Consider the following 24608-nt stretch of genomic DNA (forward strand, 5'->3'; position numbering starts at 1 on the left):
CTCGTGGCCGCGACGTGGTCCAGACGCATGAGCAACGCAATCCCCCGCGTGCTGCTGCCCGACGCAACAGGTCCGACCAGCGGCTTGTCCTCGGCGTACTTCCTTGGAGGAAAGTAACCCGGGGTACTCCCTTGGATTAGGCGGACGGCCTCGGGTGCGGCGGCCGTGCAGGTCGTGTGGTCCTCTAGGCGCACGCCGCGCCCGGCCATTGGGGCCTGTCGCAGCTCTCCATCAGAATTCATAGCATCGACTTTTGCGATGAAGCGGCGGTCCGTAAGGTGAGCGCCGCATCTAAGGTGGAAGCTTGCTCATCACGCGGAACGTACCGTACGTTCTGGTTGTCCTCCTTGCGCGTTTGCTGACGTGGCGGGAGACACCTCAGGAGGGTTTGATTGAGAGCGCTCATCTGCGGTATATCAGGCCAGGACGGCGCGTATTTGGCGCGGCTGCTCCTCGACAAGGGCTATCAGGTGTTCGGCACGTCGCGCGACGCACAGATTGGCACCTTCGCGAACCTGACGCGCCTGGGAATCCGTGACCGCGTGAACCTGGAATCCGTGGCCACCAATGACTTTCGCAGCGTGCTCAACATACTGCGCGAGACCGATCCCGAAGAGATCTACAATCTGGCCGGACAGAGCTCGGTTGGCCTGTCGTTCGAGCAACCGGTAGAGACCCTCGAGAGCGTCGCGATCGGCACGATCAACCTGCTTGAAGCGATCCGCTTCCTCGATAAGCCGATTCGCTTTTACAGTGCCGGCTCGAGCGAATGCTTCGGAGACACAGTGGGTGGCCCGGCGAATGAGCAGACACCGTTTCGTCCCCGCAGCCCTTACGCCGTGGCGAAGAGTACGGCGCATTGGCTCGTCGCGAACTACAGAGCGGCATACGGGCTCCACGCGAGCACCGGCATATTGTTCAATCACGAATCCCCCTTGCGCCCTGAGCGCTTCGTGACGAAGAAGATCGTGGCGGCAGCTGTCCGTATCGCCGCGGACGAGCGGTCCCGCCTGACGTTGGGCAACGTTCAAATCAAACGAGATTGGGGATGGGCACCCGAGTATGTCGATGCGATGTGGCGGATGTTGCAGCAGCCTGAGCCGTCTGACTTCGTGATAGCTACCGGCGAGAGTCACACTCTCGAGGAATTCGCGGCGACTGCGTTCAGCGAGGTGGGGCTCGACTGGCGCGAGCATACAGATCTCTCGGAGGCACTAAGGCGCCCTTCGGATCTCGCCGAAGGGCGCGGTGATGCTTCGAGAGCCAGGGAGGTCCTCGGCTGGTCGGCCACCTACCGGATGAGCGACGTCGTCAAGGCAATGGTCGAGGCCGAGTGCGAAAGGGCTCAACGCCCGTGAAAATTGCCTTTGATCACCAGATCTTCTCATTCCAACCGTATGGCGGCGTTTCACGCTATTTCTTCGAACTGGCGAGCCGCCTACCGAACCATGGCGCCTCCGACGTCTCCGTTGTCGCGCCATGGCACGTCAACAAGTACCTTGCTGATTCCGGCGGCAGCTTCACACGCGGTAGGTACGTAAATATACCGCCTCTGACGATCGGTGGGATTTCGCTTATTCCCAAGGCAAATCAGCTCGTCGCACCGTGGACGTGGCGGGGAACGAACCCCGACATCGTCCACGAGACCTACTTCTCCCTCAAGCCCGTCGGAAAGGGCCGTCGCCGCGTGGTGACGGTGTACGACATGATCCACGAGCTGCTCCCTGCAGAATTCCCGGACGCCAAACGGATGACCGCAGCCAAACGCGCCGCGGTCGATCGGGCAGACCATGTGATCTGCATTTCCGAGAACACGCAACAAGACCTTGTGCGTATCTACGGCGTCAACCCGGAGAAAACGAGCGTTGTCCACCTCGGCTACTCAATGACCGCGGGCGCCGACGCGACGACGACGCAGGAAGATCGCGAGAAGACCGCGCCCTTCCTTCTCTACGTGGGGAATCGCCGGGGCTACAAGAACTTCAGCACGCTGCTGCAGGCTTACGCGAGCTCCCCCGTCTTGCAAGAGTTCGAACTGATCGCCTTCGGCGGTCCTCCCTTGGTGCCCGACGAGCACGAAGAGATCGGGGCACTGGGCATCACTGATCGGGTGCGGTACGAGTCGGGATCTGATCAGAAATTGGCCGCCCGCTACCGGGCAGCTGCCGCGTTCGTCTGTCCCTCCAAATACGAGGGATTCGGGCTTCCTCCGCTAGAGGCGATGGGTCATGGCTGCCCGGTCGTGTGTAGCAATGGCGGCTCGATTCCCGAAGTAGTCGGGGACGCGGGCGTTTATTTCGACCCGAACGATCACGAAGAGTTGCGGGCGGCACTGGAACGTGTAGCTACAACCGACGAACTGCAGGCCGATCTACGCGCACGGGGCTATGCGCGCACCGCCGTGTTTCCCTGGGACAAGTGCGCGGCCGAGACGGCGCAAATCTATCGGGAAATCATCTGATCGCGTTCATTTGTCGACCGATATTAATGGAGGGTGTCGATTGTGAGACTCGTTCTGAACCTCCCCCCCTCAGCCCTGCGCCATCCATTTCGTGGCCGACGCAGAATGCTCAGGACGTTAGGGCCCGATCTTGCGTGCAAGCACCGAACCTAAGTAGCCAGTCAGATGCGGGGTGACAGAGTTGACCCGGGGCAGCGCTTAGACCCGGAAGTGGCCGAGCGGCACGGTTGGAAGGGGCACCAATGAAAGCCGTATTGTTGGCTGGCGGGTTGGGTACTCGCCTCAGCGAAGAAACCACGATCCGCCCCAAACCCATGGTAGAGATCGGCGGACGGCCAATCCTATGGCACATCATGAAGCTCTACTCCCACCACGGTATTCACGATTTTGTTGTGTGTTGCGGTTACAAGGGTTACGTCATCAAGGAATACTTCGCGAATTATTTTCTACACATGTCGGACGTCACCTTTGATATGTCCGCTAATAAAATGGAAGTCCACCGCCGCCACGCGGAACCCTGGCGAGTGACACTGGTGGATACGGGTGAGGACACCATGACAGGCGGGCGCCTCAAGCGAGTGGGATCCTATATCCGGGACGATGAGGCGTTCTGCTTTACGTATGGTGACGGGCTCAGCGACGTGAACATCGGCGCGAGCATCGAATTTCACCGCCAACACGGCCGCCTCGCCACGGTTACCGCGGTGCTCCCGCCGGGGCGGTACGGGGCCATAGAGTGCACGGGCGACCGGGTGACGCGGTTTGCCGAGAAACCACGTGGTGATGGCGGCCTCATCAACGGTGGATTTTTCGTCCTTTCGCCCGCCATACTCGATTACATTGAGGGCGACCAAACCTCGTGGGAAGGCCCACCCTTGGCTCGTCTCGCTGCCGATGGCGAAATAATGGCCTTCGAGCATTCCGGCTTTTGGCAACCCATGGACACGCTTCGGGACAAGAACATGCTCGAAGAACTCTGGAGTAGCGGCGAAGCGCCGTGGAAATGCTGGAATTGAACGCTTTCGGATCGGCGTATCGCGGACGCCGGGTGCTGGTCACCGGTCATACCGGCTTCAAAGGCAGCTGGTTGTGTCTGTGGCTGCAATCGCTGGGCGCCGAAGTCACTGGGCTCGCGTTGGATCCGACGTCGGAGCCCAACCATTGGAACCTACTGCAACTAGCGATCCAGGATCATCGCATCGACATCCGCAACGAAGCGGAAGTCCATCGAGTATTCGCCACCGCAAAGCCCGAGATCGTATTCCATTTGGCGGCACAGCCTTTGGTCCGTCGCTCCTACCGCGAGCCGATCACCACCTGGGCCACCAATGTGATGGGCACTGCGCATGTGCTCGAGGCCGCCCGCCACGCACCGGACGTGCGTGCCATCGTCGTCGTCACGACCGACAAGTGCTACGAAAATCGCGAATGGCCCTGGGCATACCGAGAACGAGATCGCCTGGGGGGCCACGACCCCTACAGCGCGTCCAAGGCCGGCGCCGAATTGGTGGCCGCGAGCTTTCGGACCGCATTTCTGCAACAGCCGTCGGCACCGCTGCTCGCAACGGCCCGGGGCGGCAACGTAATTGGCGGCGGTGACTGGTCCGAGGACCGGCTGATTCCCGACCTGGTGCGTTCGGTTGCCGCCGGCGAGCCGCTCGTCATTCGCTCGCCGCACGCCACGCGACCGTGGCAGCACGTACTGGATTGCCTCAGCGGCTACCTGCTGCTGGGTCAGCGACTCCTGGCAGGCGACGCTGGTGGCGCCGATGCGTGGAACTTCGGGCCGGACGGCGAAGGGAACCGGACCGTCGAGCAGGTACTCCACGATCTTGCGCACACCTGGCCGCAGCTGCGGTGGCAAATGACATCTGATCCCCAGCCGCACGAGGCGGGCCTGCTGCAACTGGACAGCGCCAAGGCGAGGATGCAGCTAGGGTGGCGTCCCGTGTGGACGCTTGACCAGGCAATCCATCACACAGCCAACTGGTATCGGCTCCAGTTGGAATCGGGTTCACTGACGAGCGCCGATGAACTGGCGGCCTACGTCGCCGATGCGGCCACCGCGGGATTAGGTTGGGCGACCACATGAAGATCCTCGACACGCCGCTGGCCGGCCTCAAGATTGTGCAGTCGGTGCCGCACCGGGATGCCCGCGGCGCCTTCACCCGCCTCTTCTGCGCCGAGGAATTGCAGCCCGTGCTTGGCCAGCGCCAGATCAGGCAGATCAATCACTCCCGGACCAGCAGCATCGGCGCCGTGCGCGGCATGCATTTCCAACACCCGCCGTACGCGGAAATGAAGATGATCCGCTGCCTTCGCGGCCGGGTCTGGGACGTCGCGGTCGACCGGGTGATCATCTCCGAGTGAGGCTGTCGTGGAGTTCCCTGACTGTATCTTCATAAGTCAGGCGGGGGGCATAACCTGTATCATTTTCCAACTCGGCAATGGAGAAATCTTCTTCAGTGAGTTTCACGTCATTGTAGGGAAGCTTTCCAAACTGCATCTCTATGCCTGACGGGTACAGGTTGTACATTCGTTCGACGTATTCCCTCAGAGGCTTTGGGTTTCCCGACCCGACCCAATATTCCTTGCCGGGCAGCCCTTTCTCGCAGATGAGTGCGTAGCCTCGCACGCAGTCGCTTGCGGACACGACGTCAAATAGCTGTTCGCCAGTCGAGAAGATCAATTCCTCGCCGTTGATGAGCTTCCCTAACGTGACTTGCAGGAACGAATCCTTGTCGTCATCTGGCGCCATGACGTGAGAATGCAGTACGTAAATAAAGTCTATGCCAAGTTGGCTGGCCTTCAACTTGAGCGCATATTTCGCGGCGATTTTGGCGACTGAGTAAATTACGTGACGGTTGTATTCGCTGTTCTTGTTATGATCTAACTCAAGATACCTGTAAGTGAATGCCTCCTCCATGGTCCCTACATGGAGGAATCTTTCGCACCCTATCGCGTAGGCGGCGTTGAGTGCATCTACTGCTGACATCACGTTGCTCAACTGCGCTTGCACGTTCAGGTCGGACAGCCGGGTGACGCCACCCCAGGCGAGATTAAAAAATACACACTCATCGCCGGTCTCCCATCCGAGGCTCGCCGAGGCTTCTGGGAGCCTTAAGATGTCACGCATATCGATCTGCAAGTATTCGGCTGCGCTGAGTTTCTGCCGCCTCAAAGGTCTGATCTCTTCGGGAGTCTTACGTCCGAGCGCCAGTACCTCCACGCCCATCTGCGTCAGATATTCGACGAATAGAGATCCGATGAAGCCTGTCGCTCCAGTTACGATTGCTTTTTTCATGCCTACACCAACGATCGAACGAAGTTTTCATATGAGATGGACGGAACGAAGCCTGTGTCGTCAACCAACCTTTGGATCGAGAAAAGATCATTAGCGGCACAACCTTTTCCTGAATCGGCCGGGAAGCTAAGATCGCCGTCTCTTATTCGCTCACAAATTTCAAAATATTCTCGCAGAGTCTTCGGCCTAGAGGTTCCGATAAAGTAGTCCGCCTTGTTTTTTCCTCGCTGGCCTAGTCGAAAGTATGCTTCAGCCACATCCTGAGTGATGATTATGTCGAATAGCTGACCGTTCAACGGCATTTGGTACGGCTCTCGCCTGAGAATCTTTCTCGTCGTCGAACATACATATCCGCCCCGGACTAGGAATTCGTCGAGCGGTACCGAGAGTCGCGTGTGGATGTAATCTATTTTCTCAAGATATGCGACCATTTTTGACATGTCTCGAGCAGCGAGTTTCGCAATCGTGTAATTAGCCTGTGAGGACTCGTATGATGAGAGTTGCGTACGTCCCGCCAGGTATAATTCTGCGAAGGTTTCCTCCATCGTCCCTGCGCTCACGAATTTTATGCAGCCTGCATGTTTCGCTGCAGCGACGGCGTTCGCTGTGTAGATCGCGTTCACGAACTGATCGCGAAAGTCACCGTCTACCAATTTTTCCCGCCCGCTCCATGCGAAGTGATAAAATACGCAAGAGTCGCCTGGGTTCCAATGAATCTGATCCATAGCGTCCGCTAAAGTTTGGATAGTTTCCATTCCGATTGCCAAATATCTGGTATTTTCTGAGCCGATTACAGCTGCCGCCTCGGTCTCCGTAAGCTGCTTTCGACCCAAGCACAGAACCTCTACCCCTCGAGCGGCGAGATGTTTCGCGACTGCTGAGCCGACCAGTCCAGTCGCGCCCGTGATAATTGCCTTTCTCACGATAGCCGATCTCGGGGGGCCGCATATTCGGACGCTGAGCATTGGGCCGGCGCTGGGTTAATCAAGGAAAAGGTCCTCCTAGCTCCCCGTGCCGTGCTATCGGGTCGTCGCGGTACCAACACGCGCTGAACGTACCCGACCAAGTATATGGCTAGGGCAACTGGGCCACCGCGCCGAGGACGTCGTAGGGCAGCCGGGAACTGGTCGCCGCAGTGCCTCCTGACCCTACCGGGGCCCCCTTGGGGCAGCCGGGGCCGGGATCAGCGTCGAGGTGCGCCAATCCGGCACATCCTCGATGCGTTCGGGACGCGCCGGCACCGCGGCGGCGGCCTCGACCGGCGGCCTCGTGGCCGGATTTGGTGAACCGCCAGTGGAACGACGGCATATTTACTGCGGGCGTTAATCTAGATCTAAACTGCGGCCGCCCGAGCCTGCTGAAATCGGCAAAGACTTACCCGGTCTCAAAGGCTTCGCCAAAACCTGAGTCAAGTTCGCTAAGGCGATCAGCAACTAGGCCCCATTCGAGGTCCTTTTCGGACAACACTTGCGGAGCGATTGGCCATTCTATCCCCAACATCGGATCGTCGAATCGAATACCCGACTCATGATCTGGGGCGTATGCAGCAGATACCACGTAAACAACGGTCGAATTTGGCTCCAACGTGATGAACCCGTGCCCAAAACCTTCCGGTATCACTAGACTAACGCCATTTTCAGGCGTCAAGACTGTCCCGGACCATTGAAACCTAGTTGGTGACTGAGGCCGAAGGTCAACGCCGACGTCCCAGATAGCGCCTGCAGCACAAGAAACGATCTTGGCTTCCATGTGCGGTGGAAACTGGAAGTGGAGGCCCCGCAGCGTGCCGACCTCAACTGAGGTTGACGAGTTAACATGAATCGCCGCAGTAGGACGACCAGCGGCAGCGAGTTCGTCGGCACCGAACAATCGGCTAAAAAAGCCGCGCCGATCCCGCCTAACAGGCCGTTTAAGCACGAACAGGCCTTCTAAAGCAGTGGTCTTAAGTTCCAAGATAAATAACTCCGTTCAAATCTGCCGCATCGACGGTTGGGCCACCCAAATACGTGCCTGCGGAGCAAGTACCTCTATACGTTTCGCTAGCTCCGGGGCGATATTCCAAGGCAAAATCAGCACATCAGTGGGCTTTGCTGCATTGAGTTCATCAGGTGGGAGAACTGGCACTTGGGACCCCGGAAGGAACTTGCCGTGCTTCTCCTGGCTAGCGTCAACGACGTAGACTAAGTTCTTCGATGCTTCGCCCACTGCATTCAAAAAGGTGTTACCTTTGTGCGCAGCCCCGTAGCCAGCCACGACGTCTCCTGCCTGCTTCCGTTCGGTCAGCCACTCACGAAGCCCAGAAATAGCGGTCCTGGACCGCTGCGAGAAAGACTCCCACATTTCAGGCTCAAATAACCCATCCTTGACTTCGGCATCTAACGTTGCTTTAACAGTTTCATCCGGCGGGCGATTCCGGCTTAGCCAATATCGATTCGAACCGCCATGAGTCGGCAAATGGTCCACATGAAACAAATCGAGTCCGTGTGACTGTGCGACGGCCCTGACAGAATGCGCGGTTAAATAAGAGTAGTGCTCGTGGTAGATCGTGTCGAACAACGCCTGCTGCAAAAGAACTGAGAACGAAGGGTTTTCAATTGTTATAACGGTCTCGTCGTCAGCAAGAATCGCCATCCCTTCAGTGAAATCATGCATATCAGGGACATGGGCAAACACATTGTTTGCAACAATCAGTCGCGGATGGCCGTGCTCAGAAACCAGCACTTTCGCAAGTTTCACACCAAAAAATTCGGAGATGGTTGGAACACCCGTTGCCTGGGCAATTTCAGCCACGTTAGCCGCAGGTTCGACTCCGAGCACCGCTACGCCCAACTGGCGAAATTCGGACAACAAGTACCCATCATTACTGGCTAGTTCCACGACAAGGCTCGAAGCGTCGAGTGAAAGCTTTTCTGCCATCACCGAGGCGTACTGTTTCGCGTGCTTCACCCACGTCGAACTTGCCGAGGAAAGATAGGGGTATTTGGCATGGAAGATTCGCTCAGGTAAAACGTACTCGCCCAACTGCCCAAGTCCACAACGGGGACAAATGCGTAGGTAAAGCGGGAAAGCATCTTTCACTTCATCTTGGCTGTATCCGTATTCGGCTGGCAGGGGTTGTGCACCGAGGTCCAAAACGTTAACAAGATTGTCGGAATCGCAGACACGGCATTCGGAAGACCCACGTCTTGAAATCAACTCAGCCATGCTTACTCCCTAGATACCGATTTCCAAGAATATTATGTCGTCTTTTGCTATTCATCCATGTTGCAGCCAGATAGTAGGTTACTACGATGTCCTGCGGAAGTCGGTGTGACGATCTGGCGAGGTTGTCCCGAGTTCCGTGGAACTTCGGTGGCGGTCCGGTGAGCATCAGGCTGCGCTCACCTGGTCATTGTGCACTACAGGTTCGGCGGTTTCGCGTTCGAGTGCAGCGCGGACTGTTGGGAAGGTGCAGGTGGCCGTTGACGCGGCGGAACTGTTTGCCGGCTTCGACCATGCCGGCGGCGCACCAGCGCAGCGCCATCTGCCCGTCGCGCCAGCGTTTGACGTTGCTTGCGTGTTCGCGGCAGACCGAGATCATCGACTCGATGGCGTTGGGAGAGCGCAGCGTGCGCGCCAGCGTGGGTGCTACACCCAATCGCAGCGACGTCGACGTTTGCGCCCCGAGTCACTTCTGCACTGATGCTGTTGACCAGGCGCGAGTTTCGTGATGCCGGTTCCTGAATTGAGTTTCCTATGAAGCCGCGTATCGCGTACACCAAGCCATCGATCACCGAGCTCGAGGTGCGCTAAGCCACCGATGCCGCTGGAGCGACACGGCAACCCGGCCGACTACTCCGAACCCCCGAGGCCGACGACTAATCGTGGCGCACCAGCCATGGAGGTGGGTTACTATCCCGACCCATGGAGTCTGTCGCCGACATCTACGGCTGCCAGCTTGCTCGGCTCCCCGACTGCGACGGAGCCTGCCCCCACTGTTCGACTCCCTGCCAAGATCCTGGTGGCGCCGGCATCGGTTACCGGCATGAGTGTTCCTGTATCTGCAACCAAGGTCACCCGCATGATTCTCAGCGACCCCACCGTTGTGGCTGCGGCCCTGTGTGGACGTGACTGTCGCTGTCACCGGGGCAACCGGCTTCGTTGGAAGGCATGTAGTGGCCGACCTGCTCGACCGCGGCATACCCGTGCGCGCAATCGGGCGTAGCACCACCAACCTGCCCACCCATACGCTGCTCACCACCGTGCCTACGCGAGACCTGTTCACAGAGAACGTGTCCGACTTGACCGAACTCGTCACCGAATCCAGCACCCTCATCCACCTCGCCTGGTACGCCGAACCAGGCAAATATCTCAACTCACTGCACAACCTCAACTGCCTCACCGGCACCCTACGACTGGCCGAGGCGTTCGCCGACACTGGTGGCCGGTTCGTCGGGATAGGCACATGCGCTGAATACGATTCGGCCCCAGGTGTTCTCACTACCGACACGTCATTGATACCCACCACGTTGTATGCCGCGTGCAAAGCGTCTGCCTACATGACCCTGCTCAACTACTTCGCCCTCAAAGACAACAGCTTTGCCTGGTGCCGACTGTTCTACCCGCACGGCGAAGGCGAGCCTGAACAGCGGTTGGTGCCCTATGTACGCCGGCAGCTGGCCGCGGGCGAAGACGTGCTTCTGTCGCGCGGCAACCAGGTCAGGGATTTCATGGACGTGAAAGACGCAGCCCGGATGATCGTCGACACAGCGCTAAGTGATCGCGAGGGCGCCGTCAACATCTGCTCAGGACACGGAATCACCGTGCGAGAACTCGTGGAAGAGATAGCCGCCGAGTATGGACGTAGTGACCTACTGCGGTTCGACGCCAAACCGGACAACGCTTTCGATCCTCCGAAAATTGTTGGCGTGCCATGAAAGAGATAGCGCAATGGGAATGATATTACACCGATATATCTGCACGTTGCCCATGGCGATACCGGACCCATCGAAGTGTGCCTCCTCTCATTGAATTCACGATCGCCCGCCTGCCGTTCAAAAGGCACGTTCGCGAACACCCGGGCTATCTCGACGACTTACGAAAAATGAATCGGATCTAACACATCCAGTCCGAAATGATCTCTACATGAACGAACTGGTGGAGCGAGTCGCGAAGCGATCTGGGTTGCCGGCTGGGACTCAAGCCCCGGACTACGTCCACTGCGCAGATTTCTGCGGCGGTGCAAGTGACCGGCGCTTACGCCAGGCCTGTGCAGCGGTCGACATCATCCTCAGTACATGGTGAACACTCCCCGATGCGTCCCCTAATCGCGACCTTCGGGTCCAGACACCCGGCTCGAATCACCGGCGTCTCGGGCAAGAAGACACTGAAAATCGACACAAATATCTTCCTCTGCGGCGGGCTCGGCTCTCGACTCCGCTCGAGCTGGGGCCCTGAATCACCTTAGGAGCATGAACGTGGCCGAACGAATTCAGACCGACCATCAGCGGAGCGTGATCGAGAATGTGGAGGCTCTCGCCAAAGACCAAGAAATGGCTCGCCTGTCTGCGGAATGGACCAATCAAAGCGTTATGCGTCGCTACTCGTACAACTTCGAGTGGCTCGGCCGGCCGATCATCCAATACCCGCAGGACATCGTCTGTCTACAGGAGTTGATTTGGAGGATTAAGCCTCGTGTGATCGTCGAGACGGGAATCGCACATGGAGGTTCATTGATCCTCAGTGCTTCCGTCCTCGGGTTGCTTGACTTATGTGACGCGCTCGCCAATGACGTACCGCTTGACCTGCAGGCTCCCAGCCGGCAGGTCATCGGCGTCGATATCGACATACGGCCTCATAATCGGACCGCGATAGAAGCCCATCCAATGTTTAAATACATTACGATGATCGAAGGATCTAGCATTGAGCCGAACATAATTCAACAGATTCATGATCTGGCGCGCGGCGATGGCCCTGTACTGGTCTGTCTCGACAGCAACCACACGCATGAGCATGTGCTCGCCGAATTGTGGGCCTATGCGCCTCTGGTGACGCCGGATAGCTATTGCGTGGTATTCGATACCGCCATTGAAGACTTGGGCGGCGACGCGGGCAATTTTCCCGACCGGCCGTGGAGTCGGGGCAACAACCCGAAGACGGCAGTCTGGGAATTCCTCAAATCGCATTCCGAGTTCGAGATTGACCGGAAAATTCCGCAAAGATTACAAATAACCATGGCGCCGGACGGTTTTCTCCGCAGGATCCGGTGACGTGGGCTTCTTAGCTGTTCAGTTACCCCTCAGCATTGGGTGCAGACCGGCCGGCCTTGTACCGCTGATACAACGCGGTGAATGCTTTCCCATAGGCCCCGCGCCAGTTGAGTACCATAAGCCGAGAAAATAGTGACACTCTTTCGGTCAGAGGGAAAGATTTGGCCAATTTGAGCGCATAGGCCGAGAAAGTAAAGAACGGCAGTACAGCTTCGATGCGGCCATTACTGAGAACACGCCATGCGTCCGCGCGGCTACTGTCTCCCGACGCACCGAGTTCTAACCAGCCGTCATCGGTTCGATTTATGTTTCCACGCGAGGCAAGGAACAGATCGATCGCCCAATCTGCCGCCCAGAATGGCTGACCGATGAAATCACATTGGCGCAGGATTGCGGTCCGAACGACAGAGTAGTACACAGCTTGAGATTGCCAGCAGTGGTCCAAAAAGCCCGCAAAGCGTTCGCCCGGAGTGCCGACAAGCGAGAAGGTGACATTGTCCGCTTCAGCCTGCCCTTTGAACCTGTTCGGGCAGGTTGACGCTACATAGTCGACATTTTCCTCCAGGAAGTTGATATTCAATTCCAAGAAATTGTCTGACCGCGTATCGTCTGCAGCGAGCCAGTGAAAATATTCACCGACTGCTTTATCCAATACGAACTTAAAATTGGCATGAGGGCCAATATTATTTGGCTGGCGGAAGTATTTAATTCGCGGATTAATTGCAGCCATTTCTCGACAAATTTGCGCCGTATTATCCGTGGACGCATTGTCAGAGATGATCACCTCATAGTCACGGAACGACTGAGAACTTATAGATCTGAGAGCCTGCTCAAGAGACGCCTCGCCATTGTAGACGGGAATGCCGATACTTATTCGAACTTGGCCATTCACGTTCACATCTTCCTGCGCAGGAACCCGCGTGGCGCCACTGAGATCGGCAGGTCTTCGACAATCGTCGCCGCAATATCCTGAGGGCGGTTAAGCGCGGCGAAATGGTATGAGTATCGAGCACTAGTAGACGCGGAAGTCCATTGAGAAGAAAGGTGCGTAAGCTCTTGGGTTTTGCCCTGTTCGGCGACTTCCTCGGCACATTCAGCGCAAACTTTTTCATGCTCGTTCACGGGCGCTTTCCTATCTTAATTCGCACTTCATACTCTTCTCCCTATCCCGAAACCAACATCCTCGACCGGCCCAGCATGACTTCGCCGCACAAACGCCTGCGCCGCCATGTGGATCACCAGAGCCGGTTTGTGCGATGCGCAATGACTCCACGAGTTTAAAGGATCGCGGATGTCCGCAAGCGTTTCCCCGGAGAGTAGTTTGCGCGCCGACGCCAATTCGAACAGGCTCGGTTTCCCTTTGGGGGCAGGACATAGCCATACACGTCGCATCCCAACCGCTTAAGCAGCGCCGTCATCCAACTGCCCTCGAACCCCGTGTGACCCGACGGTTACCTGCGTTGCGTGTGCTAAAGCCGTAACGCCGATCAGCGGCCGTCCGGTCGCATCACGAGATGCATTTCGGTCATACCATGGTTTGCAATCAGGGGACAGCGAGCGTCCGCTGGTGCCACTGTTGGTAACCAACGGCCAGCTGGGCGGGGCCACCCAGCCAAAGCGCATCTGAGAGTCGAGGACCAGTGTCATGGCAGCGGCGTCGTCCTACTGTTCGACACACGGAAGGCAGGACAGGTTGTGAAGTTTGCTCTGGCGAGCTATGGAACCCGCGGCGATATCGAACCCAGCACCGCTGTCGGCCGTGAACTGCAACGCCGAGGGCATGAAGTCCGCTTGGCCGTGCCGCCCAACCTGGTGAGCCTGGTCGACTCGGCCGGGCTCGAGACGGTCGCCTACGGGCCGGACCAGCAGGAGGGGTTCTGGGACGTGGACTTTCTCGGCAAGTTTTGGAAGATCCGGGAGGTGATCGACTCCTGGCGCAAAACCCAGGAGCTATTGACAGTCTCGCTGGCCGAGATGAGCAAGACGCTGGTCACGCTTGCGGGCGGAGTCGATCTGTTGTTCAGCGGCCCTGGTTTCCCTCAGGTGCCCGCCAATGTCGCTGAGTACTACGGGATTCCGTTCGCCACCATGCACTACTTTCCGATGTTGCCCAACGGCCAGCTCTCTCCGGGCGCGCCGGCACCGCTGGTCCGCACCGCAATGAAGGTGCTGGACTGGCCGCAACGGTTCGTGACGAAGAAGGCCGAGGACGCGCAACGTCGTGACCTGGGCCTGCCGAAGGCAACGGGTCCGGCGCCCCGACGGATCACCGCACGCGGATCTCTCGAGATCCAAGCCTACGACCAGGCGTGTTTCCCAGGGCTGGCATCCGAATGGGCCAAATGGGGCGACCAACGGCCGTTTGTGGGCACGCTGACGATAGAGATGTCCACCGAGGCCGACGACGAGGTCGCGTCGTGGATCGCCGCCGGCACTCCCCCGATCTTCTTCGGCTTCGGCAGCACTGCGGTCAAGTCTCCCGTCGAGACGGTGCAGATGATTGGCGCCGCCTGCGCGCAGCTGGGCGAGCGAGCCTTGGTGTGCTCGGGTTGGAGCGACTTCAGCGACGTGCGACCTGTCGACCACGTCAAGGTGGTCGGCCCGGTGAACTATGCGACGGTCTTTCCCGCCTGCCGCGCCGTGGTCCACCACAGCGGTGCCGGCACCACGGCCGCGGGCCTGCGCGCAGGAGTTCCCACGCTGAGCCTTTGGAGCCTGGGCGATCAGCGGATCTGGGCCGGCCAGGTCAAACGACTGAAGGTGGGCACCGCCCGGCCCTTTTCCGCCACCACTCAAGAAACGCTCGTCGGCGACCTGCGGGAGATCCTCGCCCCGGACTACGTCACCCGAGCCCGCGAAATCGCCACCCGGATGACCACACCCGCGGAAAGCGCCGCCAAGACAGCCGATCTCCTAGAAAATTTCGCACGCATACCGGCAGCGAAAACTAGCTGAAGCAATCCCGGATGGCGCCGTCGGACGGCAACTGAAAGGCTTGGCTCCTGATGAAATTTGTCCTGGCAAGCTATGGAACCCGCGGCGATATCGAGCCATCCGCCGCCGTCGGCCGCGAACTGCAGAGCAGGGGGCACGAAGTGTCCCTGGCCGTCCCTCCTGGACTGCTGGACTTCACCGAGGCGGCAGGGCTGCAGGCCGTGGCTTATGGGCCACCGATAGAGGAATTCCTGGACGAGGACTTCCTGCGCAATATGTGGACGGATTTCTTCCGCAGCGCCTGGACGATCACCGGTCCGATCAAGGTGGTCCGCAAGGTGTGGGAACCCATCATCGTGCACTGGGACCAGGTGAGCACGACGCTGATGTCGATGGCGGACGGGGCCGACCTGCTGTCGACCGGCATCAATTTCGAGCAGGCCGCGGCCAATGTGGCCGAGCACTACGACATCCCGCTGGCCACCTTGCATCACTTCCCGATGCGGGCCAACGGCGAGCTCGTCCCGACCATGCCGGCACCGCTGGTCCGCTCGTCGATGACGGCGATCGAGTGGCTGTTTTGGCGCTCGACGAAGAAGGCCGAGGACCAGCAGCGCCATGAACTCGGCCTGCCCAACGCGACATGTCGCTCACAGCAACGGATCGCCGCGCGAGGATCCCTGGAAATTCAGGGTTACGACGAGGTGTGCTTTCCCGGGTTGGCGGCCGAATGGGCGAAATGGAATGGCCGCAGACCCTTTGTCGGTGCGCTGACGATGGAATTGGCCACCGATGCCGACGACTCGGTCACGTCGTGGATCGCCGCGGGAACACCCCCGATCTGCTTCGGCTCGGGCAGCATCCCGGTTGAATCTCCGACCGAGTTGGTCGAAATGATCGGCGCGACGTGTGCGGCGTTGGGTGAGCGAGCATTGGTCTGCTTCGGCGGAACCGACTTCGCCGACGTGCCGCATCCCGACCACGTCAAGCTGGTGGGCCCGGTGAACTACGCGACGGTTTTCCCCGCCTGCCGCGCGGTGGTTCACCACGGCGGATCGGGCACCACCGCGGCAAGCATGCGCGCGGGCATTCCCACGCTGATTCTGTGGAGCTCGGCCGATCAGCCCTATTGGGGAGCTCAGGTGAAACGGCTGAAAATTGGTGCCGCCCGGCGCTTTTCGACCGCCACGCAGGAAACGCTGATCGCGGATCTGCGCGAGATCCTGGCCCCGCAATACGCCACCCGCGCCCGCGAACTCGCTACCCGGATGACCAAACCCGCCGAAAGCATCGGCCGCACTGCCGATCTGTTAGAAGACGCCGCCCGCAGAAACGCCTCCGCCTGAGCCGGTCACTGGGCCGGCTTGATCAGCAGGCCCTGCCCGGTGGGTAGTGCGCAGATGACCACGCCGACTTCGGCTGCGACGGCATCCATGGCGGCACGCTGCTCGTCGCGCCCTCGATTCGCGTAGTCGTCGAGGAGCACAAAGGCGCCCGGCGTCAGTCGCGGCCAGAAATGGCGCAGCGCGGCGACTTCGGGTGGCGCACAGTTCATGTCGAGATGGAGGTAAGCGATCGTGCGCGCCTCGACTTGGTCGAGGGTCTCCGGAACCGCGCCGACGATGATGCGCTGGTTTTTCCACTGGGCGAAGTTGGCCCGCACACCCTCGACGCCGCTGACGTACATCCCATTGCGCAGCTTTAGCTGGCTTCGCTCAAACTCCCCGGATTGCAGTTCCGTGTCAGTGACGAAGCGCGAATCGATTCCGGCGAAGGTGTCGAGCAGATAGAACGTTTTGCCCAGCCGATCCCAGTCCAGGTGCTCCATGATGGCGCTGCTCAAGAACCCATAACTGACGCCACACTCGACGAAATCGCCGTCCAGCTTGCTCGCGCTCTCCGCCGCCCAAAGCCCGACGTGCACCCGCCACTGCCACTGGTACCAATCCTGGTCAGGGAGGGCACGCGCGCCACGTTTGTAGGCGCGCTGGAACGCGGGGTTGTCCAGGAACGCGTCATTGTGAAAGCTGATCAGGCCGTCGCTCGCGTAGACGTCGGGCAGCACCGTGCGGGCGAGCCAATACTCACCGCGCACCCACCACATCAGCAGGCGAGTCTTAACGTCTAGACCGTTTGCCACGGCGGCAACCATAACATTGGCGCCCACCGCGTCTCCGGCGAATCGGATGGGTTCGCCACCTAGTCACTTGACCTATCGCGCGGCACCTAGTACAGCAAACACGTTCGTAGGCATGGATTTCCGGCGAACGACACTTGCCGTTCGCACTTTTGGGAACCGGACCAGGTCTTAGGGCTGTCTGGTGGTCAGGGCTTGCGCCAGAGCACGCCGGTGCCGTCGATTTCCACGATCTCGGCGGTTATTCCGTGCTTCTCGCGGTAGTCAGAGACCGCTTGCTCACACGCTTTCAGGGCGTAGTAGTCGTCGATGATGCAAAAACCCCCCGACGACAAACGCGGGTAAAGCGCATCGAGAGCCTGAATCGTCGATTCGTACAGATCACCGTCAAGCCGCAACACCGCGATCTGCCCGATCGGAGCATCGGCCAACGTGTCCTTGAACCACCCCGGCAGAAATCGGACCTGCTCATCGAGCAACCCATAGCGCTCGAAATTCGCCCTGACTTCCGCCTCTGGAATCCCTAAGACGTTCGCATGCCGGTGTAGCCTAATGCCCTTGTCCGCCTTGTAATTCGCCGTATCCGGGGGAGGCACACCCGCAAACGAATCAGCAAGCCAGACACGCCGCGTCTGGTCCCCGTAGGCCGACAGGACCGCACGCATCAAAATCGAAGCCCCGCCACGCCACACACCACACTCGACCAAATCACCGGGAACCCCGTCGGCCAGCACCGTCTCCACACACTGCTGCAGGCTGGCCAGCCGCTGCATACCAATCATGGTCAAGGCATCAGCCGGCCAATCCAAGCCGCGATCTCGCGCATATTGATTGAACGGGCGCTTGCGCACCAGCATGAAATTCCGCGCATTGAACAGTGGTCGCCCCAGCCGATACCACCCGACCGGTACCAGCTCATCCTGACCATATCGAGTGAGGTCACGACGAAGCAGGTCGAGATAAGCAGACCGCGAGTCGTAATCAGTCACGGTCGAAACGCCCTCTCCTCGCATGCCACTACTTCCAATCATCGAGCCTAGAGGCCCTTGTACGTCACCGACGCGTTCCACAGTCTTTCGTCAACTCCCCGCTCGACCAGTCATCCCGATCCCGCATTGCCACCCAAGGGTTCAAGATGCCGTCCGTACCGACCCCCCAAAGCATGTTAGCTGAGTACCGGGCGCATGACTCCCGAACCGCGGTGCTGAAGAGCGATTTCGACGCCGCTTACCCGGACGCGCCCCGCCTCGCCGTAGCGCCGATCACGCAAAACGCCCGTTGTGAGCGAAACTTTCCAGCAGATCGGCTGAGCGGCTGACGCTGTCGTCCGCCGACGTCATCTGGGCGGCCAGTGCCCGTGCTTTGACCGCGAATTCCGGGGTAAGGATCTCTCGCAGATCCTCGATCAACGTGTCCTTGGTGGTGAGCGAAAACTTCCGGGCGGCACCGACTTTCAGCCGTTTGAGGTGACCGCCCCAGAACGGCTGATCGCCCGCCGTCCAGAGGATCAGCGTGGGGATCCCGGCACGTAGCCCTGCGGCCGTGGTGCCCGAGCCCCCGTGATGCACCACCGCGCGGCAGCTGGGGAACACCTTCGCGTAGTTCACCGCACCGACCACCTTGACGTGATCGAAATGCGGCACTTCGCTGAAGTCGGCCCAACCGGCGCAGATCAACGCCCGCTCGCCCAACTGCTCGCAGGCCGCGGCGATCATCTCGACCGTGTCGGTCGGCGTTTCGCTGACCGGCATGCTGCCAAAGCCGAAGACGATCGGCGGTGTTCCGGCGTTCGCCCACGCCGCGACCTCGTCGTCGATATCCGTCGTCAACCCCATCGTCAACGCGCCGACAAACGGCCGTCGCTCGCCCCATTTCGCCCATTCGCGCGCCAGGCCCGGGAAGCACACCTCGTCGTAGGCCTGTAGTTCCAGCGATCCGCGTTTGGCGATCCGCTGCGGGGAGGCGCAGGTGGTTTTCGGCAGGCCGAGCTTGCGGCGCTGCGTGTCCTCGGCCTTCTTGTTCATCCGCCAGACCATCCAGTCGTACGCCGCCATACCAGTACGTACCAGCGGCGACGGCAGGTTCGGGATGAGCTGCCCGTTGGGCCGCATCGGGATGTAATGCAGCACTGCCATCGGGATGTCGTAGTACTCCGCGACGTTCGTCGCCAGGTCCTGGTAGAGCTGGCCGGTGAAGAGCACGTCGGCCCCGGCGGTCAGCGCCGTCAGGGTCTCGCTCATATCCGTCCAGGACCGCAGCACGGGTTCCCAGGCTTCTTGCACCAACTTGATCGGACCCTTGACGGTCCAGAACGTGCGACGGAATCTGGACCAGAAGTTGCGCAGGAACTCGTCGTCCCAGAACGCCTGCATATCCGGTCCATAGGCAACCGCGTCAAGTCCGGCCGTCTCGGCCAGGCCAAGCAGGTTGGGCGGGATGGCCAGGCGAACTTCGTGCCCTCTGCGCAGCAGTTCGCGCCCCGCAGCGAGCGAGGGCTCGACATCCCCCCGGGTTCCATAACATGCCAGAGCAAATTTCATCGCGAGGCAAGACCTATCACTTCCCGTCGGCCTAAGCAAGCCCACGCTCGCGTGTTTACTCCCGGTTCACACCGTTCTTTCACCGTCCGGGGCCGAACCGAAATTCGCCACCGCCGCGCACACATCGCCGTTCCTAGGTAGCCAGCTACTCTGGGCCATCAGAGGACGTGATGGGAAGACCAAAGGTGGTCTGTGGATTTAATATTCAACAATTCAAAGCCTCGGCAAAGTTTGTGCATTTGCAGCAAACGAGACGAATGGAACGTTGCCTCGGGAGGGAAAGCCGCGCTCGCCGATTAGGCAAAATGCTTCGCGCGAGCGAACTCTTCCACCAGATCGGCAGCGGTGCTGACACTCTCGGCGGGTTTTGTCATCCGGGTGGCGAGTTCACGCGCTCGGGTCGCGTATTCCGGGACAAGGATCTGGCGCAGGTCCGTGATCAACGATTCGCGGCTGGTACTCGAAAAGCGGCGGGTGGTCCCGACTTTCAGTCGTTTGAGCTGCGCGCCCCAGATCGTCTGGTTGGGGTCCATCGAGAGAATCAAGGTGGGAACCCCCGCGCGCATGCTGGCGGCCGTGGTTCCCGAGCCGCCGTGGTGCACGACGGCGCGGCAGGCGGGAAAGACTTTTGCGTAGTTCACCGCGCCCACCACCTTGACATGGTCGAATTGCGGGACGCCGCTGAAGTCGCTCCACCCGGCACACACCAATGCCCGCTCGCCCAACTCCGCGCAGGCCGCACTGATCATCTCGATGGTCTCGGCTGGAGATTCCACCGGCATGCTGCCGAAACCAAAGCAAATTGGCGGCGTGCCCGCGGCAATCCAAGATGTGACCTCGTCGTCGACCTCGGTCGTTAGCTCCATCGTCAGCGTGCCGACGAAGGGACGGTGGCCGTCCCATTTCGCCCACTCGGCTGCCAGTCCGGGAAAGCAAGCCGCGTCGTAGCCCTGGATCTCCAGGGATTGCCGTCCAGCGATCCGTGCGGGAGACGGGCCGCTTGCCTTCGGCAGGCCGAGTTCACGGCGTTGCGCGTCCTCGACCTTCTTGTTCAGCCGCCAGCAGAACCAGTCGAACACCGTCATCGAATAGCGGGCCAGCGGCGGCGGCAGGAACGAAACGACTTGGCCGTTGGGCCGCATCGGGACGTGATGCAGCGTGGCCAATGGAATGTCGTAATACTCGGCGACATTGGCGGCGGGCTCCTGGTAACTCAACCCGGCGAACAGCAGGTCGGCACCATCGGCCAGGGACACCAGTGTCGTGTTCATCTGTCTCCAGCACTGGTCGCTGAGCTCCCACATCTCGCGCCACAGCCGTCTCAGCTGCCGGACCCGCCAGAACCTGCTGAAGAACGTCGTCCAGAGGTTGCGGTACACGTCCAGCCAGCTCCGCGTGTCCAGCCCGTAGGACACCGCCGGAAGCCCGGCCGCCTCGACGAATTCCATCAGGTCGGGCGCGACGGCCATCTGCACGTCGTGGCCTCTGCGCTGCAGCTCGCGTGCGACAACGAGGGAGGGCTCGACATCGCCCCGAGTTCCGTAATTTGCCAGCACGAATTTCATTGCGAACTCAGGCCTTAGGTTTTATGGCTTGCGCCAGAGCACACCGGTGCCGTCGATTTCTTCGATCTTGGCGGATATCCCGTGCTTCTCGCGGTAGTCGGCGACAGCCTGCTCACACGCTTTCAGCGCATGGTAGTCGTCGATAATGCAATAGCCTCCGGACGACAAGCGCGGGTAAAGGGCATCGAGGGCCTGAATCGTCGATTCGTACAGATCGCCGTCCAGCCGCAGCACCGAGATCTGCTCAACCGGAGCATCAGCCAACGTGTCCTTGAACCAGCCGGGGATAAAGCGGACCTGGTCATCGAGCAACCCATATCGCTCGAAATTCGCCCTGACTTCCGCCTCCGGGACGCCCAATATTTTCGCGTGGCGGTGCAGCTTAATCCCTTTATCGGCTTTGTAGTTCGCAACATCTGGGGGTGGCACACCGGCAAACGAATCGGCCAGCCAGACACGTCGCGTTTGGTCTCCGTAAGCCGAAAGAACCGCACGCATCAATATCGAAGCGCCGCCGCGCCACACACCACACTCGACCAGGTCGCCCGGAACCCCGTCGGCCAGCACCGTCTCGACGCAATGCTGCAGGCTGGTCAGCCGCTGCATTCCAATCATCGTCAGGGCGTCCGTCGGCCAATCCAGGCCCAACTCCCGCGCATGCTGGTCAAAGGGATATTTACGGACCAGCATAAAATTGCGGGTATTGAGCACGGGCCGGCCCAGGCGGTACCACCCGACGGGCACCAACTGGTCCTGACCGTATCTGGTGAGATCGCGACGGAGCAGGTCGAGATACGCCGATCGCGAGTCAGTTTCGGTCGCGGTCAAAACTGCCCCTTACTTGCCATACCTCTTACTCCCATGTTGTCAATCGGTTGTTCAGCCTAGACGTCCACCGATGCCGCCAACGCGTTTCGCGGTTATCCTTCGAGCCTCCGGCGCGGCCGGCCATCACGCTCGCGAACTTACCGAGCCCCACAGCGTGTGGCAGTCTACCGCCAATCGCCCGTTAGCTAGCGCGTCCGTTCGAGCTTACCCAGACCGGAAATCTCGAGACTCACCGACTTCCGCGACCCGGCGGCACCAAGCAGGAAAGCCATGTCGCCTATCGGAGCACCCAGCCAAAATCGCCAAAACGGCTTGCGCAAGAACTTCACGGCGAAGCTACCCTCCCCGATCAGCCAATACACCGGAATCGCGACCATGCGATAGAAGGCGCGTTTCCATCCGGCAGTAACCATCTCGAGATTCATCTCCATCATCTCGAGGCCCCAAGCTCGGTATTGCCATTCCAGTTCGTAGCGTGACTGAAACTCGAAGAAGGCCCGCATTTCGCCGTTGGTGACAAGGTATTCGTCGAAGACAAGAATCGACCCCGGGACGAAGTGCTCCTTGCACGTTTCTAGCGCGTGCAGGCAACTCTCATAGGTGTCCAAATCCATATGAAAGAGCCTGATCGGCGCATTTGGCCGCTCAGCGAGAAATGGGGCCAGCGTGTCATAGGTACTTCCCTTGATGAACTGGACTTTACGACCCAGGGCATCGGGCAGGCCCTCGTGGAAACTCACACCGGTAGCGTGCATAAAACGTTGCGCGAACGGATCTGACAAAGAAAATGTTCCGCGCTTGACGACATGGTCCTCAAGTTTCCAGTCCTCGACGAGGCCCTCGAAGCTGTCGAAACCGTAAACCATCCGGTCGCTCGCATCCGAGATGAGCCTTGTCGACCATCCGATCCAGACGCCGAGGTCGAGGATTAGTTCGTCGGAGTCCCCCAGAGATGGCCCCGCCAGGCTCGAAGCCTCCGACAACAATGTGTGGCTTCGAATTCGGCGCCGACGCAAATCCGACATCGTGTGATGAATGAACTCACGGTAGGCGTCGTCATAAATCCTGGTGTCACGGGCATACAGGTTGGGAATGTAGCGATCCCGCCCCGGATAAACGATTCGTCCCACTACCAGCAACAGCAGCAGTGCGCCGATTGGGATGAGCAGAGCCGGCACGAAGAAGCATGCCGTAACCACGACGAGCGCACTGCCAATCAGGACCGCTTTCCACAGACGATGAACTGCCGTCCGCTCCACTGGCTGCCTGTCGACCCCAACGCCCACCGGTTCACCTCCCTCTCCTGGCTAGATTAAGGCGAATCCCTCTAAGTTAATGAATGAATCACACGATTGCCCATAAATCGCCCTGGGTCGCCAGCGAACCCGGCTTCATCGCATCCAAGCCACCGGGGCGCCTGACCACTGGCCGGCGGCAGCGGAGGCGCCAGCAGGTATTCGACCTGTTAGTTCCGTCCGGCATGTTCCGCTACCGAGCGGTTTGATTCGGGTGCGTGATCGGTTGCTGCGGAAGGGTTTTCGCTCTGCTGCCCAATCCATTCCAGCAGTTTTTGCAAACCGTCATCGAGCGTCCACTTCGGGCGCCAGTCCAGCGCTTCCTTGGCAGGCTCGATGTCGCAGCTCGCGGCCCGCACATCGCCGTCGCGGAATTTCGATACGACGACCGGTTCGGGGGCCCCGCAAACGGCGCTGATCGTTTGCGCCAGCTCATGAATCGTTGTTGGGGTGCCCGATCCGATGTCCAGGCAACGTTGCTCGGCCGCGGGTTGCTGCACCGCCGCGAACAGGGCATCGATCACGTCGTCGATATATACGAAATCGCGCACGATCCGACCGTCTTCGTAAACCTCCAGCGAATGCTGCTCGCGCGCCAACCGTGCGAAGAGAGCAACAATTCCGGTATACGAATTGGTCAGCGACTGGCCCGGCCCGTAGACGTTCTGCAGGCGCAGCACACTCACATTCGTGTCGTGTGCGGCGGTCCAGGCTGCCAACGTGTGCTCCTGGGCGAGCTTTGTCGCCGCGTAGACGTTGGTCGGCCGGGGCTCGGTTCGGCCCGCGCGGCTCGGAAGTGGCACCGCCGGTTCACCCGTGGGGCTTTGCGGATCCCAGATACCCGCGACCAGCTGCGCATGACTGCGCGGCCGCGGATAGAAGATTTGGGCGCCGCACTGCCAAGCGCCCTCGCCGTAGACAGCCCGCGATGACGCCACGACAAGCTGATCGGGCACTAGTCCCGAGCGGCTCAAGGCATCAAGAAGCTGCGTGGTACCGACCACGTTGACCGAACCATGGCGGGTCGCCTCGGAGAGCGACTGTGCCGTTCCCGTCTCGGCCGCCAAATGGACGATCTGCGACGGACGGAACAACCGAAGCACCGCATCCCAGTCAGGTGCGTGGGTGACGTCGCCGGTTAATAACCGCACGGATGTCGGCAAATCGATCGCCTGACCTGGGGCGTGCACCTGCGGGTGCAGGACATCCATCACAGCGACGTCATAACCGGCTGTGACCAGGCGGCGCGACAACGCAGACCCGATGAATCCAGCTCCACCAGTGATAAGCACGGAT

22 protein-coding genes and 1 pseudogene are annotated in these 24608 nt (G+C 59.9%); 9 read left to right on the forward strand and 14 right to left on the reverse strand.

What is annotated here, in order from left to right:
* The first annotated feature begins 392 nt into the window (after positions 1–392).
* From LMQ14_RS15895 to LMQ14_RS15915, 5 genes are all read left to right on the forward strand, one after another.
* Positions 393–1358, forward strand: a complete 966-nt coding sequence (locus LMQ14_RS15895) for a GDP-mannose 4,6-dehydratase (protein ID WP_267730529.1) — start codon at positions 393–395, stop codon at positions 1356–1358.
* On the forward strand, positions 1355–2461 hold the full coding sequence (locus tag LMQ14_RS15900) for a glycosyltransferase family 4 protein (RefSeq protein ID WP_267730530.1): 1107 nt from the start codon (positions 1355–1357) through the stop codon (positions 2459–2461). The genes LMQ14_RS15895 and LMQ14_RS15900 overlap by 4 nt, the downstream gene beginning before the upstream one ends.
* 242 nt (positions 2462–2703) lie before the next feature.
* Complete coding sequence (gene rfbF, locus LMQ14_RS15905; protein WP_267730531.1) at positions 2704–3477, forward strand: glucose-1-phosphate cytidylyltransferase; 774 nt, start codon at positions 2704–2706, stop codon at positions 3475–3477.
* A complete protein-coding gene (gene rfbG / locus LMQ14_RS15910) occupies positions 3465–4553 on the forward strand; it encodes a CDP-glucose 4,6-dehydratase (protein WP_267730532.1) in 1089 nt (362 codons plus the stop codon). The genes rfbF and rfbG overlap by 13 nt, the downstream gene beginning before the upstream one ends.
* Positions 4550–4831 carry a dTDP-4-dehydrorhamnose 3,5-epimerase family protein gene (locus tag LMQ14_RS15915; RefSeq protein ID WP_267730533.1) on the forward strand — a complete coding sequence of 94 codons (282 nt, stop codon included), beginning with the start codon at positions 4550–4552 and terminating at the stop codon, positions 4829–4831. The genes rfbG and LMQ14_RS15915 overlap by 4 nt, the downstream gene beginning before the upstream one ends.
* Here LMQ14_RS15915 and LMQ14_RS15920 read toward each other — a convergent pair.
* The 5 genes and pseudogenes from LMQ14_RS15920 to LMQ14_RS15935 all read right to left on the reverse strand — a co-directional run.
* Positions 4818–5765, reverse strand: coding sequence for an NAD-dependent epimerase/dehydratase family protein (locus LMQ14_RS15920; protein WP_267730534.1), 948 nt, complete (start codon positions 5763–5765; stop codon positions 4818–4820). The two genes, LMQ14_RS15915 and LMQ14_RS15920, sit on opposite strands and share 14 nt — an antisense overlap.
* A gap of 2 nt (positions 5766–5767) precedes the next feature.
* Positions 5768–6730, reverse strand: coding sequence for an NAD-dependent epimerase/dehydratase family protein (locus LMQ14_RS15925; protein WP_267730535.1), 963 nt, complete (start codon positions 6728–6730; stop codon positions 5768–5770).
* 409 nt (positions 6731–7139) lie between these two features.
* The gene (locus LMQ14_RS28295) at positions 7140–7718 is read right to left on the reverse strand and encodes a dTDP-4-dehydrorhamnose 3,5-epimerase family protein (RefSeq protein WP_420714521.1); all 579 of its coding nucleotides are present in this window, start codon (positions 7716–7718) and stop codon (positions 7140–7142) included.
* A gap of 15 nt (positions 7719–7733) precedes the next feature.
* Positions 7734–8969, reverse strand: coding sequence for a class I SAM-dependent methyltransferase (locus LMQ14_RS15930; RefSeq protein ID WP_267730536.1), 1236 nt, complete (start codon positions 8967–8969; stop codon positions 7734–7736).
* A gap of 165 nt (positions 8970–9134) precedes the next feature.
* Positions 9135–9423 (reverse strand): annotated as a pseudogene (locus LMQ14_RS15935) (IS256 family transposase); the annotation flags it as partial.
* A 496-nt stretch (positions 9424–9919) separates the two neighbouring features.
* Here LMQ14_RS15935 and LMQ14_RS15940 point away from each other — a divergent pair.
* Both LMQ14_RS15940 and LMQ14_RS15945 read left to right on the forward strand, forming a co-directional pair.
* Positions 9920–10681 carry an NAD-dependent epimerase/dehydratase family protein gene (locus tag LMQ14_RS15940; RefSeq protein WP_267730537.1) on the forward strand — a complete coding sequence of 254 codons (762 nt, stop codon included), beginning with the start codon at positions 9920–9922 and terminating at the stop codon, positions 10679–10681.
* A gap of 534 nt (positions 10682–11215) precedes the next feature.
* The gene (locus tag LMQ14_RS15945; protein WP_267730538.1) at positions 11216–12013 is read left to right on the forward strand and encodes a cephalosporin hydroxylase family protein; all 798 of its coding nucleotides are present in this window, start codon (positions 11216–11218) and stop codon (positions 12011–12013) included.
* 22 nt (positions 12014–12035) lie between these two features.
* On the opposite strand, the gene LMQ14_RS15950 is transcribed toward LMQ14_RS15945, so the two are convergent.
* Positions 12036–12905, reverse strand: coding sequence for a glycosyltransferase family 2 protein (locus LMQ14_RS15950; RefSeq protein ID WP_267730539.1), 870 nt, complete (start codon positions 12903–12905; stop codon positions 12036–12038).
* A gap of 2 nt (positions 12906–12907) precedes the next feature.
* Positions 12908–13135 (reverse strand): hypothetical protein, encoded by a 228-nt coding sequence (locus LMQ14_RS15955; protein WP_267730540.1) that lies wholly within the window; start codon positions 13133–13135, stop codon positions 12908–12910.
* A gap of 573 nt (positions 13136–13708) precedes the next feature.
* On the opposite strand from LMQ14_RS15955, the gene LMQ14_RS15960 reads away from it, so the two are divergent.
* Together LMQ14_RS15960 and LMQ14_RS15965 are read left to right on the forward strand one after the other, a co-directional pair.
* Complete coding sequence (locus tag LMQ14_RS15960; protein ID WP_267730541.1) at positions 13709–14968, forward strand: glycosyltransferase; 1260 nt, start codon at positions 13709–13711, stop codon at positions 14966–14968.
* Positions 14969–15018: 50 nt separating this feature from the next.
* Positions 15019–16293 (forward strand): glycosyltransferase, encoded by a 1275-nt coding sequence (locus LMQ14_RS15965; RefSeq protein ID WP_267730542.1) that lies wholly within the window; start codon positions 15019–15021, stop codon positions 16291–16293.
* A 5-nt stretch (positions 16294–16298) separates the two neighbouring features.
* Here the strand turns inward: LMQ14_RS15965 and LMQ14_RS15970 are convergent, their stop codons facing one another.
* The 7 genes from LMQ14_RS15970 to LMQ14_RS16000 form a co-directional block, all read right to left on the reverse strand.
* On the reverse strand, positions 16299–17087 hold the full coding sequence (locus LMQ14_RS15970; RefSeq protein ID WP_267730543.1) for a TylF/MycF/NovP-related O-methyltransferase: 789 nt from the start codon (positions 17085–17087) through the stop codon (positions 16299–16301).
* Positions 17088–17272: 185 nt separating this feature from the next.
* Complete coding sequence (locus tag LMQ14_RS15975; protein WP_267730544.1) at positions 17273–18073, reverse strand: TylF/MycF/NovP-related O-methyltransferase; 801 nt, start codon at positions 18071–18073, stop codon at positions 17273–17275.
* A 273-nt stretch (positions 18074–18346) separates the two neighbouring features.
* Entirely contained in the window at positions 18347–19624 is a 1278-nt protein-coding gene (locus LMQ14_RS15980; protein WP_267730545.1) for a glycosyltransferase, read from the reverse strand.
* Between the two features lie 296 nt (positions 19625–19920).
* The gene (locus LMQ14_RS15985; protein WP_267730546.1) at positions 19921–21189 is read right to left on the reverse strand and encodes a glycosyltransferase; all 1269 of its coding nucleotides are present in this window, start codon (positions 21187–21189) and stop codon (positions 19921–19923) included.
* 21 nt (positions 21190–21210) lie between these two features.
* Entirely contained in the window at positions 21211–22017 is an 807-nt protein-coding gene (locus LMQ14_RS15990; RefSeq protein ID WP_267730547.1) for a TylF/MycF/NovP-related O-methyltransferase, read from the reverse strand.
* Positions 22018–22202: 185 nt separating this feature from the next.
* Positions 22203–23303, reverse strand: a complete 1101-nt coding sequence (locus tag LMQ14_RS15995) for a class I SAM-dependent methyltransferase (protein WP_267730548.1) — start codon at positions 23301–23303, stop codon at positions 22203–22205.
* A gap of 179 nt (positions 23304–23482) precedes the next feature.
* Complete coding sequence (locus tag LMQ14_RS16000; protein ID WP_267730549.1) at positions 23483–24604, reverse strand: NAD-dependent epimerase/dehydratase family protein; 1122 nt, start codon at positions 24602–24604, stop codon at positions 23483–23485.
* Between the last annotated feature and the right edge of the window lie 4 nt (positions 24605–24608).

Origin of the sequence: Mycobacterium sp. Aquia_213, from assembly GCF_026625985.1 — a bacterium.
Lineage (GTDB): Bacteria > Actinomycetota > Actinomycetes > Mycobacteriales > Mycobacteriaceae > Mycobacterium.

Bases quoted from the DNA above. Each gene is read 5' to 3' on its own strand.
- rfbF (WP_267730531.1), top strand. From the start codon at position 2,704: ATGAAAGCCGTATTGTTGGCTGGCGGGTTGGGTACTCGCCTCAGCGAA.
- rfbG (WP_267730532.1), top strand. From the start codon at position 3,465: ATGCTGGAATTGAACGCTTTCGGATCGGCGTATCGCGGACGCCGGGTG.
- LMQ14_RS15915 (WP_267730533.1), top strand. From the start codon at position 4,550: ATGAAGATCCTCGACACGCCGCTGGCCGGCCTCAAGATTGTGCAGTCG.
- LMQ14_RS15920 (WP_267730534.1), bottom strand. From the start codon at position 5,765: ATGAAAAAAGCAATCGTAACTGGAGCGACAGGCTTCATCGGATCTCTA.
- LMQ14_RS15925 (WP_267730535.1), bottom strand. From the start codon at position 6,730: ATGCTCAGCGTCCGAATATGCGGCCCCCCGAGATCGGCTATCGTGAGA.
- LMQ14_RS15930 (WP_267730536.1), bottom strand. From the start codon at position 8,969: ATGGCTGAGTTGATTTCAAGACGTGGGTCTTCCGAATGCCGTGTCTGC.
- LMQ14_RS15945 (WP_267730538.1), top strand. From the start codon at position 11,216: ATGAACGTGGCCGAACGAATTCAGACCGACCATCAGCGGAGCGTGATC.
- LMQ14_RS15965 (WP_267730542.1), top strand. From the start codon at position 15,019: ATGAAATTTGTCCTGGCAAGCTATGGAACCCGCGGCGATATCGAGCCA.
- LMQ14_RS15980 (WP_267730545.1), bottom strand. From the start codon at position 19,624: ATGAAATTTGCTCTGGCATGTTATGGAACCCGGGGGGATGTCGAGCCC.
- LMQ14_RS15985 (WP_267730546.1), bottom strand. From the start codon at position 21,189: ATGAAATTCGTGCTGGCAAATTACGGAACTCGGGGCGATGTCGAGCCC.